A 13,419-nucleotide genomic window follows, 5' to 3' on the forward strand; every position below is an offset into this window, starting at 1 on the left:
TGGGACGGTCACCTAGAAGAGTGGCCTCGCATGGATGAAGTTGACGTCGTCGGCGGTGTGCGCGGCCTGGACCGGCGACTTCTCTCGGCGCTTCACGTCCATGGCGCGGACCCGCGCGTCGCGGGCGCCGCGCGCGGACTGTCCCGGGTGGGCGAGCACGGACTGCTGTGGCTCGCGGCCGGGCTGGCGGGGGCCGCCGTCGACCGGCGGCGGCGTCGTGTGTGGCTGCGCGGCACGGCGCTGACCGCCGGGGCGCACCTGGCCAGCATGGGCGTCAAGAGAGTCGTACGACGGCCGCGCCCCGCGCATGTCCATCCCCTGGTCCGGACGGTCGGACGGCACTCCTTCCCCAGCTCGCACGCGAGTTCGGCGGCAGCGGCGGTGGCCGTCGTGGCGCACGGCGCCCTGGGCGCCCCTCTCCTGCTCCCCGCCGCCGCCCCGCTCGCCGTCGCGATGTGTCTCTCCCGGCTGGTCGTCGGCGTGCACTACCCGTCGGACGTCGCGGCGGGCGTGGCCCTCGGGGCGCTCACGGCGCGGCTGGGCGCACGCTGGGTGGTGAGCGGCGATGGCTGAGCGCACGGTGGTCCTGGAGCGCCGGACGATCCCCGGGCGGGCGCCCCTGAGGGCCGGCCTCGCCCGTGGCCTCCTCCGGACGGCCCGCCCCCGCCAATGGATCAAGAACACCCTCGTCCTCGCCGCGCCCGCGGCCGCCGGTGAGCTCTTCACTCGCCGCGCGCTCACCCAACTTCCCCTCGTCTTCGTCCTCTTCACGGCCTGCGCCGCCGCCGTGTACCTCGTCAACGACGCCCGGGACGCCGAGGCGGACCGGGCGCACCCGGTCAAGCGCCACCGCCCGGTCGCCGCCGGGCAGGTGCCCGTGCCGGTCGCGTACGGCGTCGGCGGCGCCCTGGCCGTGCTCGCGACCCTGGCCGCCGCGTGGCTCTGCCCGCCGTACACCTCCGCGCTGCTGACCGCGTACCTCGGACTCCAACTCGCCTACTGCGTCAGCTCAAGCACGTACTGGTCGTCGATCTCGCGGTCGTCACCACCGGGTTCCTGATGCGGGCGATGATCGGCGGGCTCGCGCTGGGCATCCCGCTCTCGCGCTGGTTCCTGATCACCACCGGGTTCGGCGCGCTGTTCATGGTCGCGGCCAAGCGGTACTCGGAGGCCGTGCAACTGGCCGACCGGGCCGGCGCGACCCGGGCGCTGCTCACCGAGTACACCGCCGGATACCTCCGCTTCGTCTGGCAGTTGGCCGCCGGTGTCGCCGTACTCGCCTACTGCCTCTGGGCCCTGGAGGAAGGCGGCGTACCGACCACGGGCATCCTGCCGTGGCGCCAACTCTCCATGGTGGCCTTCGTCCTGGCCGTCCTGCGCTACGCCGTCTTCGCCGACCGGGGCACGGCGGGCGAGCCCGAGGACGTCATCCTGCGCGACCGCGCCCTCACCCTCATCGGGGTCATGTGGCTGACGATGTACGGGCTGGCGGTGGCCGACTGGTGACGCGGTGGCCCCGGCGTCGAGCGAGGTGACGGCCGGGGGCGGATCCGCGGGCCGGTGTGGGGGTACCCGGTATCGGTCGGCGGCGAGTGGGGCAGAGTTCGGATCATGGACTGGCTGAAAAAGCTTCCCGGGGTGGGCCCTCTGGTGGAGCGTCTGATGACCACGCACGCGTGGCGGTCGTACGAGCGGCTGGAGCGGGTGAAGTGGACCCGCCTGGCCGCGGCGATGACGTTCATCAGTTTCCTGGCACTTTTCCCGCTGCTGACCGTGGCCGCCGCCGTCGCCGCGGCGACGCTCGGCGAGGACAGGCAGCAGGACCTGGAGGACCGGATCGCCGAGCAGGTGCCCGGCATCTCCGACCAGCTCGACATCGGCGGCCTCGTCGACAACGCCGGCACGGTCGGGATCATCGCCGGCGCGCTGCTGCTCCTCACCGGCATCGGCTGGGTCGGCGAGATGCGCGGCTGTCTGCGCGCCGTCTGGGAGAAACCGGACCCCGAGGAGAACCCCGTCCTCGCCAAGGTCAAGGACACGGGCGTCCTCTTCGGCTTCGGCGGCGCGGTGCTCATCTCCCTGGCCGCCTCCACCGTCGCCTCCTCGGCCGTCGGCTGGATCTCCGACCAACTGGGCATCGACCGCGACGGCTGGGGCGGCGTCCTCCTGCGCGTCGCCGCGTTCGCCGTCGCCGTCCTGGCCGACTTCCTGCTCCTCCTCTATGTGCTCACCCTGCTCCCCGGCGTCCAGCCGCCCCGCCGCCGCCTGGTCGTCGCCGCCCTCATAGGAGCCGTGGGCTTCGAACTCCTCAAGCTCCTCCTCAGCGGCTACATGCAGGGCATCGCCTCCAAGAGCATGTACGGGGCCTTCGGCGTCCCCATCGCCCTGCTCCTCTGGATCAACTTCACCACCAAGCTCCTGCTGTACTGCGCGGCATGGACGGCGGAGGGCAGCAAGGAGAGCGGGGATACGGAGGATGCTGACCCTCCGGCCGAGGACGGCGCCCCGTGAGGGGCGCGGGGAACCGCGCGATCAGCCACGACGAACCCGCGGTCCGCATCCGCCACGACCCACGCGGACGCTCCCCGCCGCCCTACTTCCGCAGCCGCAGCGGCCACTTCCGGTTGACCAGGAACACCCCACCGGCCAGCAACACCAGCACACCCCCCGTGATCCCCAGCGCGACCCCGATCCCGCTCGCCCCGCCGGAGGCACTCGCGGCGACGGACTTGCCACCCGCCCCACCCGGGGCGGACGCCGACGCCGTGGCCCCCGCCTGCGCACTCGGCTCGGCGGCATCGTCACCGGAGGTGTCCGCACCCTTGGGCGGCACCAGCTCGCCCACCGGGGTCACCTTGCCCGCCGCCTTGAACCCCCAGTCGAAGAGGCTCGCGGTCTCCTTGTAGACCTGGTTGTGCTCGTCCTTCTCCGGGTGCATGACGGTGACGAGGAGGACCCGGCCGTCCCGCTCGGCGACCCCGGTGAACGTGGCGCCCGCGTTCGTGGTGTTGCCGTTCTTCACACCCGCGATGCCCTGGTACGAGTCGAGGCCGCTGTCCCCGGTGAGCAGCCGGTTGGTGTTCTGGATCTCGAAGGACGAACGGCTCTTCTTGCCTTTCTTGCCCTTCTTGGTCTCGCCCGGGAACTTCGCCCGCACGGTGGAGCAGTACTCCCGGAAGTCCTTCTTCTGCAGCCCCGACCTGGCGATCAGCGTCAGGTCGTAGGCGGACGACACCTGCCCCTTGGCGTCGTAGCCGTCGGGGCTGACCGCGTGCGTGTCGAGCGCCTGGAGCTCCTCGGCGTGCTCGTTCATGTCCGCGACGGTCTGCTTCACACCGCCGTTCATGGCCGACAGGACGTGCACCGCGTCGTTGCCGGAGCGAAGGAAGACACCGAGCCACAGGTCGTGGACGGAGTACGTCTCGTCCTCCTTTATGCCGACCATGCTGGAGCCCGCGCCGACGCCCGCCAGGTCGGCGGGGGCGACCTTGTGCTCGTCGTCCTTGTTGAACTTCGGCAGCAGCGTGTCCGCGAACAGCATCTTCAGCGTGCTCGCCGGGGCCAGCCGCCAGTGCGCGTTGTGCGAGGCCAGCACCTCACCCGACTCGGCGTCGGCGACGATCCAGGAGCGGGCGCTGATGTCCTTGGGCAGGACGGGCGCGTCGCCGCCGAGACTGGCCTGGGTACCCGGCTTGCCCAGCAACTCGCCGCCGACGGTCGACATGGTCGCCGGGGGAGTCGCGGACGGCGAGGCGCTCGGACTGGCGGACGACGAGGCGCTCGGACTCGGTGACGGCTTCGCCGCGAAGGCCGGCGCGGCCGTCAGTGTCGACAGCGATGTCAGGGAGAGGGACAGCAGGGTGGCTGAGGTGACCAGCAGGGGGCGCCTGGCGGTCTTCTTGGAGGCGGGCACGATCGAGAAAGTACATGCCTCCAACCGGTAAATCCCACCGGAGCGCGCGGTGGCGTCTTCCCTTCTGCTCACGCCCCCGCTCGCACCCCGGCGTGAGGACCGTACGGCTGACGGCGATACTGAACGCATGAAGCTCAGCCGCCCCCTCTCCTGGTTCCTGCTCGCCTTCGGGGTGTGGAGCTGGGTCATCTGGATCACTTTCGTCAAAAACCTGTGGAAGGACGGCAGCGGGCTCGCGTTCGACGACGCGGGCGATCCGACGGCGTACTTCTGGGTGCATCTGACGCTCGCCGTCGTCTCCTTTGCCCTTGGGACGGCTGTCGGGGTCATCGGGTTGCGCGGGGTGCGCGCCCTTCGTCGGACCGTGTGACCGGGAGTACGACTTGATGATCTTCGTCTTCGTCCTTGTCGCCCTGCTGGTGCTGGGCCTCTTCGGGGTGCTGCACTGGTACGCGTGGCGCCGCCTGGTGCGTGACACGACACGCGGGCCGGGTCTCGCCAGACGCGTGGGCACGGTGGTGTTCATCGCCGGGCCGGTGCTGATGGTCGCCGGCTTCGCGTCCGAGCGCGCCCATGCCCCCTTCTGGCTGCAGCAGACGCTGACCTGGCCGGGCTTCATGTGGCTCGCCCTCTCGCTGTACCTGTTCCTGGCCCTCCTGGCGGGGGAGCTGGTACGGCCGCTGGTGAGCCGCCTGGTGGCGCGGCGTGCCCCGGCGCCCGCGCGGCAGCCGGAGCCGCTGGTGCGCGAGCCGGAACCGGTCCCGGCGGGCGCGCAGCCCGCGGAGGCCGCGGAGGCCGCCGAGCCCGGACAGCGGACACCGCCCTCCGCGACGGAACCCCCGGCCCCGACCGCCCCGGCCACTCCCGCGACCTCGACCGACCCCTCCCGCCGCCTGTTCGTCTCCCGTGTCGTCGGCGGGGCAGTCGCCGCCGCGGCCCTCGGCACCGTCGGCTACGGCACCTACGGCGTCGTGCGCGGCCCCCGGCTCAAGCGCGTCACCGTGCCGTTGGCGAAGCTGCCGCGCGCGGCCCACGGTTTCCGGATCGCGGTGGTCAGCGACATCCACCTCTCGCCGATGCTGGGCCGGGGCTTCGCGCAGAAGGTCGTGGACACGATCAACTCGACGCAGCCCGACCTGATCGCGGTGGTGGGCGACCTGGTCGACGGCGACGTGGCGGACCTCGGTCCGGCGGCGGCGCCGCTCGCCGGGCTGAAGGCGCGGCACGGCAGCTACTTCGTCACCGGCAACCACGAGTACATCTCCGGCGCCGAGCAGTGGGTCGAGGAGGTGCGGCGGCTGGGCCTGACCCCACTGGAGAACGCCCGCCGCGAGCTGCCGTACCTCGATCTCGCCGGGGTGAACGACATCGCGGGGGAGGACGAGGGCCAGGGTCCCGACTTCGCCAAGGCGCTCGGCGACCGGGACACCTCGCGGGCCGTGGTGCTCATGGCCCACCAGCCCGTTCAGATCCACGACGCCGTCGACCACGGCGTCGACCTCCAGCTCTCCGGGCACACCCACGGCGGCCAGATGTGGCCCATGACCTACGTCGCCGAGGCTGCCAACCCGACCCTCGCGGGCCTCGAACGGTACGGCGACACCCAGCTCTACGTCAGCCGCGGCGCGGGCGCGTGGGGACCGCCGGTGCGGGTCGGGGCGCCGTCGGACATCACGGTGGTGGAGCTGGCGTCGAAGCAGGCGTGACGGGGCGTCAAAAGCCTTTCGGTGACCGGCGCGGAAGGCTTTTGGAAACTTATGGACGAGATGCTTACTAATTTCTTTCGCAACTCAACAAAACCCGCCTTCCGTCACCACAGCCGACTGTGGTTAGGTGATCCGCGCCACCAAGGAACCACTGTGTGTAGTGGGCCGGGTGGGGTCCTTGGAAGGGGCGTCGATGCGGTCGGTTCGCCTGCGGATTCTCGCGTCGCTGCTCGTGCTGGCGGTCGCGGCGATCGGCGGCTGGCAGCTGCTGCCGGCCCAGCTGGACGGGAACAGGACGATCAGCGTCGGAACGACCGACACGGTCACCTCGCTCGACCCGGCCGGAGCCTACGACGCCGGGTCCTGGGCCCTGTTCAGCAATGTGTTCCAGTCTCTGCTGACCTTCGAACCGGGCGGCGCCACACCCGTGCCGGACGCCGCGCAGAGCTGTGAGTTCGCCGGCAACGCCCTCACCGTCTACCGCTGCACCCTGCGCCAGGGCCTGAAGTTCCCCAGTGGCCGCGAGGTCACCGGGAAGGACGTCAAGTACTCCTTCGACCGGGTCAAGCGCATCAACGCGGACGTGGGCCCCGCCGCCCTGCTCGACACGCTCCAGTCGGTCAGCGCGAGCGGGCCGACCGTCAGCTTCCGCCTCTCCTCGCCGGACGCCACCTTCCCGTCCAAGGTGGCCACCGGCGCCGGGGCGATCGTCGACCGCACGATGTACCCCACGAACCGGCTGCGCACGGACGGCGGCGCCGACGGCACCGGGCCCTACACCCTGACCTCGTACACGGACGAGCAGGTCCGCCTGACACCCAACGGCGACTACCGGGGTGTCGCCCAGGCCGTCGGCAGCCCCGTTCTCATGCGCTACTACAAGGACTCGGCGGCGCTGCAGAAGGCGTGGAAGGCACGGCAGGTCGACGTCGTCACGCGCACACTGCCGCCCGCGACGCTCGCCGCGCTGTCGCCCAGCGATCCGGACCAGCGGGTCACCGAGGCCGACAGCACCGAGACCCGCAACCTCGTCCTCAACGTGCGGGCGAAAGCGCCCTTCCACGACCGCCGGGTGCGGCAGGCGCTGGCCGCGCTGATCAACCGCGAGAAGCTGGTCGCCGAGGTCTACCAGGGCACCACCGACCCGCTCTACTCGCTCATCCCGGCCGGCATCACCGGCCACACGACCTCGTTCTTCGACGCGAACCCCAAGCCCGACCCGCAGCGGGCCCGCCGACTCCTCGACGAGGCCGGCGTCGACATGCCCGTGCGCTTCACCTACGGCTACGCCGAGGGCCGGGGCTCGGCCGCCGCCGAGGCCGCCGAGCTGAAGCAGCAGCTGGAGGCGAGCGGGCTGTTCTACGTGACGACCAAGGCGTACGAGTGGACCGCCTTCCAGAAGCGGTACGCCGAAGGCAAGCTGGACAGCTACGGGGTGGGCTGGGTCGCCGACTACCCCGACCCCGACAGCTTCAGCGGGCCCCTGGTCGGCACCGGCGGCTCCCTGGGCAACGGCTACAGCAGCGAGCAGGTCGACCGGCTCGTCAAGGACAGCCGGCGCTACGAGGACCGCAGCCGGGCCGCGGCGGACTTCAAGGAGCTCCAGGAGGTCGTGGCCCAGGACGTGCCGATCATCCCGCTGTGGCAGCGCAAGGAGTACGTACTCAGCGGTGAGGACGTCGGCGGGGCACAGTATCTGTCCGACGGGACCGGGGTGTTCCGGCTGTGGCGGCTGGACTGGATATGACAGACGCCGTGTGACAGCTGACGCGAACTCGTGGGCCGGATGTTCGCGGGAGTGACACGACGCGCTCGCTCATCGCATCGTCTTGTGTCGAGGGTGTGATCGGAGTGAGGGGCGAACGTGTCGAGACGCGACTCCTTCCGGCTGCCCCGCCATCCGGCGTCCGTGGGGCTCGCCCGGCGACGCGTACGGGAACACCTGGTCGACTGGGGACACGGGGCGGACTCCCCGGCCCTGGACGACGTCGTGCTCGTCGTCTCCGAACTCGCGACCAATGTCGTCCGCCATGGTCCTTTGCTGGAGCGGGAGTTCGAGGTCGCGGTGACCGCGCTGGCGAACGGGTCCTGCTTCGTCGAGGTGTCGGACGAGGGGCTGGACGCGCCCCGGATCAGGGAGGCGGGGGACTGGGAGGAGGCGGGGCGGGGGCTGCGGCTCGTGGAGCACATCGCGGCGGCGTGGGGGGTATGGAGTCGGGGGCGGCACGGGAAGACGGTCTGGGCCCGGGTGGATGTGCCGCACACCCCAGGGGGAGGGGCTACGTGAGGGAGGACGACCGCGGGTCTTCCGCGGTGGTCCGTGCCGTTCCCCGCGCCGCTGGGCTTCCCAGTGTCACCGTCACTTTCAAGCCAACGCCCGGTGCCGTGGTCACCGTGACGTCACCGCCGTGGGTCTCGACCACTCCTTGCACGATCGCCATGCCCAAGCCGCTGCCCACGCCGCCTCCTGCCCTGAAGAAGCGGTCGAAGATCCTGGCCGCGTCCTCCTCGGCCAGGCCCGGGCCCTCGTCCGCCACGGAGAGGCGTACGACTCCGGCCACGCGCTCCACCCCCAGCCGTACCGGCACGTCCGCCGGCGTATGGGCGCGTACGTTGCTCACCAGGTTGCCCAGAACCTGGCGCAGGCCCGACTCGTCGGCCCGGACGAGGACAGTGTCCTCCGCGCGGACGGTGACCGGGCGGTCGGGTTGCTGGGCGCGGAGATCGGCGGCGGCGTCACGGACCAGGCGGCTGAGGTCGACGTCCCTGAGCCGGAGTTCGGGGCGCTGGTCGAGGCGGGCGAGGGTGAGGAGTTCGTCGACGAGGTGGCCCATGCGGTCGACCTCGTTGTTCATGCGGTCCCAGGCGCGCCGTCGTTCGTCGGGGTCGGTGAGCATGCCCTTGTCGTGGAGCTGGAGATAGCCGCGGATCGCGGACAGGGGCGTGCGCAGCTCGTGGGAGGCGTCGCCGACGAACCGGCGCAGCTGGGCGGCGCTGCGTTCGCGGGTGCGGTAGGCCGTCTCGACCTGCTGGAGCATGGAGTTGAGGGCGAGGCGCAGCTGTTCGACCTCCAGGGTGGCCTCGCTGCTGGAGGGGACGCGGCGGGTGAGGTCGCCCTCGGCGATCGCCGACGAGGTCTCGACCATGTCCTCCAGCGGCCGCATCCGGCGGCGCACGCTGAACAGGGTCAGACAGGCGAGCGTCGCGAGGAGCAGGCCGCCGACGGCGAAGTCCAGCTTGAGGGCCTTGGCGATGACGTTGTGGAGCGACTCGGTGGAGGCGGCGAGGAGGACGGTCGTGCCGTCGTCCATCCGGGCCGCGGTGACGCGGTGGGGGGCGCCCGCCACCTCGACGTCGTACGGTTCGTCGTCCGCGACGAGGGCGGCCGGATCGTCCACCGCGGCGGCGACCGCCCGCTGGCTGTCGGTCGGCGGGAAGCCGGCTATGGTCAGCGGCTCGCCCCTGTCGCCCAGCGCGGTGAAGACGGAGCCCTGGACGAGAGAGTCGGCGTCCCCGGCGGCGGGCTTGCCGGAGGCCCGGTCGCTGAGGGCGACCAGCGCGCTCAGCGCGTCGATCTGCTCCATGCCGATCCGTGCGGCACCGATCGAGTCACGGGTCGCCATGAGCTCCCGGTCGACGCTGTCGAGCAGATACAGCCGCATGCCCATCGCGCTGAACGTCGTCGCCGCGACGACGCCCACGGCGAGCAGTACGACGTTCGCGAGCGTGAGCTTGGCGCGCAGGGAGTACAGGCCGTGCCGGCGGCAGCGGCTCGGAAACCTTCGGGGAAGGGTCATGCCAGCCCGTATCCGACGCCCCGCCGCGTGGTGATCACCGGCGCGCCGAGCGCGTCCAGCTTGCGCCGCAGATAGCTGATGTACGTCTCGACGACGGTCGACTCGGCCGGTGCGTGCTCGTACTGCCATACGTGGCGCAGGAGTTGCTCCTTCGGTACGATCCGCCCGCCGTTGCGCACCAGGAACCGCAGCAGCGCGTACTCGGTGGGCGTCAGCTCCACCGTGCGGCCCGCCCGGTGCACCGAGTACGTCGTCTCGTCCAGCTCCAGGTCGCCGTAGCGCAGCGGCGGGCGCTGGGGCAGGACGTCGGCACGCCGGGTGCGGCGCAGGACGGCGGTGACGCGGGCGACGACCACCTCGATGTCGAACGGCTTGGTGATGTAGTCGTCGCCGAAGCCGAGGGCGCCCACGATCTCGGCGGGCGCGTCCCGGGCGGTCAGGAAGACCAGCGCCAACTCCGGCTGCCGAGACCGCAGTTCGTGGCCCAGGGCGCGGCCGTCGCCGTCCGGGAGCATCACGTCCAGGAGGGCCGCGTCGGGCCGGGTGCGTTCGGCGAGCGCGAGCGCGTCGCGGACCGTACCGGCCGTCATCACCTCGAAGCGGTGGTAGCGCAGTGCGATGGAGAGGACGTCGGCGATGCTCGGCTCGTCCTCGACGACGAGCACGGTCGCTCCCGCGCAGCCGGTGGTCGTGCCCTGGGTTCCGGTCATGTCCTCAGTATCCGCACGCGAGTTCCCGCAGGGGCCCGGTCCCGCTTTGGAGTTCCTTGAGAGTCATGGCCCGGCCATGTCGCCGTGCGTGTGCCGCGGTCGAGGGTGATGCCAGGACCTGGGGGACCAATCGACCGTCGGACAAGGAGAGTTGATCGTGGCGACCTTGGCACGGTGGTGCTATCGGCACCGGCTGGTGGTCCTGTTGCTGTGGGTGGGGACCGTGTTCGGCGTCGGCTTCGCCGGCACGAGCGCGGGCACGGACTACGCGAATGTCTTCTCCCTCCCGGGCACGGACTCCAAGCACGCGTACGACCTGATGGACAAGGCCTTCCCGGAGCGCGCGGGCGACACCGACACGGTGGTGTGGAAGGTGGACGAGGGGTCGGTGGACGACGCCTCCGTACGGTCCCGGATCGAGCCCGCCCTCCAGGAGATCGGCCGGATGGCGGGCGTGGGGGACGTGACCAGCCCGTACGACGAGGGCGGCCGGGGCGGTGGCGGCGGCGCGGGCGTCAGCCGGGACGGGGCGATCGCCTACGCCCAGGTGACCTTCACCGAGCAGGCGAACTCCGTACCCAAGGAACTGATCGACGACGTCATCGAGACCGCCCAGGGCGCCGAACGAGACGGTCTGCGGGTCGAGTTGGGCGGTCAGGCCATCGCACGGGCGCAGGAGGCCACCCAGGGCACGTCCGAGGCGGTCGGCATCCTGGCGGCGGCGGTCGTCCTCTTCCTCGCGTTCGGCTCGCTCTTCGCGATGCTGCTGCCGATCGTCGTCGCGATCGCCGGTGTCGGCACCGGCATGATGGCCACCGCCCTGCTCAGCCACACCACGAACATCCCGGACGTGGCCCCGCTGCTCGGCTCGCTGATCGGCCTCGGCGTGGGCATCGACTACGCCCTGTTCATCGTCACCCGGCACCGGCGCGGCATCCTGCGCGGTATGAAGCCGGAGGAGGCGGCGGTCACGGCCCTCAACACCTCCGGCCGCGCGGTGCTGTTCGCGGGCGGCACGGTCTGTATCGCGCTGGCCGGCATGCTGGTGATGAACCTCCGCTTCCTGGACGGCGTCGTCATCGCGACCTCGCTGACCGTCGTGCTGAGCGTCCTCGCGGCGGTCACCCTGCTGCCGGCCCTGCTCGGCGTGCTCGGCCCGCGCGTCCTCAGCCGCCGCCAGCGTCGCCGCCTCGCGGCCGCCGGCCCCGAACCGGAGCTGACGAGCGGCCTGGCGGCCCGCTGGTCGGCGTACGTCGAGCGGCGTCCGCGTTCCACCGCCGTCCTTGCCCTCGTCGTCATGCTGGTCCTCGCGATCCCCGTCCTGTCGATCCGCCTCGGCACCTCCGACCAGGGCAACCACCGCGACACCACGACCACCCGCCAGGCCTACGACCTGCTGGCGGAGGGCTTCGGCCCCGGCTTCAACGGCCCCCTCCAGGTGGTCGTGGACGGCACCGGAGCCGACGGGCTGGTCGCGCGCATCGATTCCACGGAGGGTGTGGCCCAGGTGGCCGCCGTACCGCCGGCGAACGGCGTCACGGTGATCCAGGTGGTCCCGACGACGTCCCCCCAGGCCGAGGAGACGGACCGCCTCATCGACCGGCTGCGCGAGGACGTGATCCCCGCGTCCGGGGCGCAGGCCCACGTCGGCGGTGTCACGGCGGTGTCCAAGGACTTCGCCTCGGTGACCGGCGACCGTCTGCCCTACTTCATCGCGACGATCATCACGCTCGGCTTCCTGCTCCTGCTGGTCGCCTTCCGCTCGCTCCTCGTGCCGCTGACAGCCGCGCTGATGAACCTCGTCGCGGCCGCCGCGTCCTTCGGCGTCCTGGTGGCGATCTTCCAGTGGGGCTGGGGAACGGAGCTTCTCGGCATCGGCAGGGAGGGCCCGATCGCGGCCTTCCTCCCGGTCATCATGCTCTCGCTGCTCTTCGGGCTCTCCATGGACTACCAGGTCTTCCTGGTCAGCCGGATGCACGAGGAGTGGGTCCACACCAAGGACAACGCCCGCGCCGTCCGCGTCGGCCTCGCGGAGACCAGCCGGGTCATCAACTGCGCGGCCCTGATCATGATGTGCGTCTTCAGCGCGTTCGTGCTGAGCGGCGAACTGGAGGCCGCGATGGCCGGCATCGGCCTGGCCGCCGCCGTCGCCCTCGACGCCTTCATCCTGCGTACGGCGCTGGTGCCGGCCGCGATGCATCTGCTGGGGAAGGCGAACTGGTGGCTGCCGGCGGGGCTGGAGAAGCGCTTGCCGCACCTGGCGGTGGAGCCGAAGGAGGAGGAGCCGAAGGAGGAGGAGCCGAAGGAGGAGGAGCCCCCGGCCGCGGGGCCCCCGTATCCGGACGGCGGCCCCGCCTCCGTGATCCACGGCTTCGTCCGGGCGGCGGACGGCGAGCCGGTCGAGGGCGCCGAGGTGACGCTGCTGTCGCGGGGTGGGCGTCAGCTGGACCGGGTCACGTCTCTGGCGGACGGCTCGTACATCGTCGCGGTACCGGGCCCGGGGGCGTATCTGCTGGGGACGACTTCACCGTCGTCCGCCTCGCGTGCGCGTCAGGTGGTCGTGGGGGAGGGGCCGCTGGTGTACGACGTGGAGACGGCGGGGGTGGCCGAGGGGGAGGTGGACGCGGTCAACCAGCTCAGGCCAAACCGGCTTTGAGGAGGCGCTCGACGTCGAGCACGACCTTTCCGCCCACGGACTCGGGGAGCGTGACGAGCTCCCCGGGGAGGTGGATCCCGTGTGTGGCGTAATTGCCGCGCCCCGGTTCGGTCAGCACATGGAGGCGCTGGTGCTTGCGGTCGACGATGACGTAGACGGGGATGCGGGCCTTGGCGTAGTGGGTGACCTTGGTCTGCAGATCCGTTCTCCAGTTGCTGGAGGTGACCTCCATGACCAGACGGAAGCACATCGGGTCGTAGCAGCTGTTCTCCACCAGGTGATCACGGTAGTCGTCGTCGACCACCGACAGGTCGGGGATGGCGTAGTCCTCCGGGCCGCTGGGCAGCCAGAGGCCGATGCCCGGGAGCGCACGCACGAGGCCCAGATCCATGAAGGGGGCTGCGAACAGCATCAGCGCCTCGGAGTGAGGGCCGTCCGGTGCTGGGCTCACGAGGATCTGGTCTCCGATGATCTCGACGCGGAGGCCCGGAACGCTCTCCATGATGTGGTTCGCTTCGGCGATCAGCGCCCGCTCCTCGTGCGACCGCTCGACAGCTGCTGCGGACATCAGGTGCCTCCCATGGGCTGGTGTCGAGAGCATCATCGTAGGCAGGCAGGGTGCCTGATGTCCCCTTCA

At 71.3% G+C, this 13,419-nt stretch carries 11 protein-coding genes and 1 pseudogene; 8 read left to right on the forward strand and 4 right to left on the reverse strand.

The window, feature by feature from the left end; all coding sequences use genetic code 11:
- Window positions 1-30 precede the first annotated feature (30 nt).
- The 3 genes and pseudogenes from OG202_RS30650 (at window position 31) to OG202_RS30660 (ending at window position 2,511) form a co-directional block, all read left to right on the forward strand.
- A complete protein-coding gene (locus tag OG202_RS30650) occupies window positions 31-573 on the forward strand; it encodes a phosphatase PAP2 family protein (protein ID WP_327728098.1) in 543 nt (180 codons plus the stop codon).
- Window positions 566-1,506 (forward strand): annotated as a pseudogene (locus OG202_RS30655) (decaprenyl-phosphate phosphoribosyltransferase). Before OG202_RS30650 ends, OG202_RS30655 begins: the two are co-directional and overlap by 8 nt.
- 105 nt (window positions 1,507-1,611) lie before the next feature.
- Window positions 1,612-2,511, forward strand: a complete 900-nt coding sequence (locus OG202_RS30660; protein ID WP_327728096.1) for a YihY/virulence factor BrkB family protein — start codon at window positions 1,612-1,614, stop codon at window positions 2,509-2,511.
- Window positions 2,512-2,593: 82 nt separating this feature from the next.
- On the opposite strand, the gene OG202_RS30665 is transcribed toward OG202_RS30660, so the two are convergent.
- Window positions 2,594-3,913, reverse strand: a complete 1,320-nt coding sequence (locus OG202_RS30665) for a D-alanyl-D-alanine carboxypeptidase family protein (RefSeq protein ID WP_326578368.1) — start codon at window positions 3,911-3,913, stop codon at window positions 2,594-2,596.
- 127 nt (window positions 3,914-4,040) lie between these two features.
- On the opposite strand from OG202_RS30665, the gene OG202_RS30670 reads away from it, so the two are divergent.
- The 4 genes from OG202_RS30670 to OG202_RS30685 all read left to right on the forward strand — a co-directional run bounded on the left by OG202_RS30670 (window position 4,041) and on the right by OG202_RS30685 (window position 7,906).
- Window positions 4,041-4,283: an SCO4848 family membrane protein gene (locus OG202_RS30670; protein ID WP_326578366.1), complete on the forward strand. Its 243-nt coding sequence runs from the start codon at window positions 4,041-4,043 to the stop codon at window positions 4,281-4,283.
- Window positions 4,284-4,299: 16 nt separating this feature from the next.
- Window positions 4,300-5,619, forward strand: a complete 1,320-nt coding sequence (locus OG202_RS30675; RefSeq protein ID WP_327728095.1) for a metallophosphoesterase — start codon at window positions 4,300-4,302, stop codon at window positions 5,617-5,619.
- Window positions 5,620-5,812: 193 nt separating this feature from the next.
- Window positions 5,813-7,366 (forward strand): ABC transporter substrate-binding protein, encoded by a 1,554-nt coding sequence (locus OG202_RS30680; protein WP_328223917.1) that lies wholly within the window; start codon window positions 5,813-5,815, stop codon window positions 7,364-7,366.
- Window positions 7,367-7,483: 117 nt separating this feature from the next.
- Window positions 7,484-7,906, forward strand: a complete 423-nt coding sequence (locus tag OG202_RS30685; RefSeq protein ID WP_326578360.1) for an ATP-binding protein — start codon at window positions 7,484-7,486, stop codon at window positions 7,904-7,906.
- Here OG202_RS30685 and OG202_RS30690 read toward each other — a convergent pair.
- Window positions 7,899-9,416 (reverse strand): sensor histidine kinase, encoded by a 1,518-nt coding sequence (locus OG202_RS30690; protein WP_327728092.1) that lies wholly within the window; start codon window positions 9,414-9,416, stop codon window positions 7,899-7,901. The genes OG202_RS30685 and OG202_RS30690 overlap by 8 nt on opposite strands.
- Window positions 9,413-10,126, reverse strand: coding sequence for a response regulator transcription factor (locus tag OG202_RS30695; protein ID WP_327728091.1), 714 nt, complete (start codon window positions 10,124-10,126; stop codon window positions 9,413-9,415). Before OG202_RS30695 ends, OG202_RS30690 begins: the two co-directional genes overlap by 4 nt.
- A 166-nt stretch (window positions 10,127-10,292) precedes the next feature.
- Here OG202_RS30695 and OG202_RS30700 point away from each other — a divergent pair, with 166 nt between their 5' ends.
- Window positions 10,293-12,782: an MMPL family transporter gene (locus OG202_RS30700; protein ID WP_328224741.1), complete on the forward strand. Its 2,490-nt coding sequence runs from the start codon at window positions 10,293-10,295 to the stop codon at window positions 12,780-12,782.
- On the opposite strand, the gene OG202_RS30705 is transcribed toward OG202_RS30700, so the two are convergent.
- Window positions 12,763-13,350, reverse strand: a complete 588-nt coding sequence (locus tag OG202_RS30705; RefSeq protein WP_327728090.1) for a Uma2 family endonuclease — start codon at window positions 13,348-13,350, stop codon at window positions 12,763-12,765. The genes OG202_RS30700 and OG202_RS30705 overlap by 20 nt on opposite strands.
- Between the last annotated feature and the right edge of the window lie 69 nt (window positions 13,351-13,419).

The organism is Streptomyces sp. NBC_00310 (genome assembly GCF_036208085.1).
Taxonomy (GTDB): domain Bacteria; phylum Actinomycetota; class Actinomycetes; order Streptomycetales; family Streptomycetaceae; genus Streptomyces.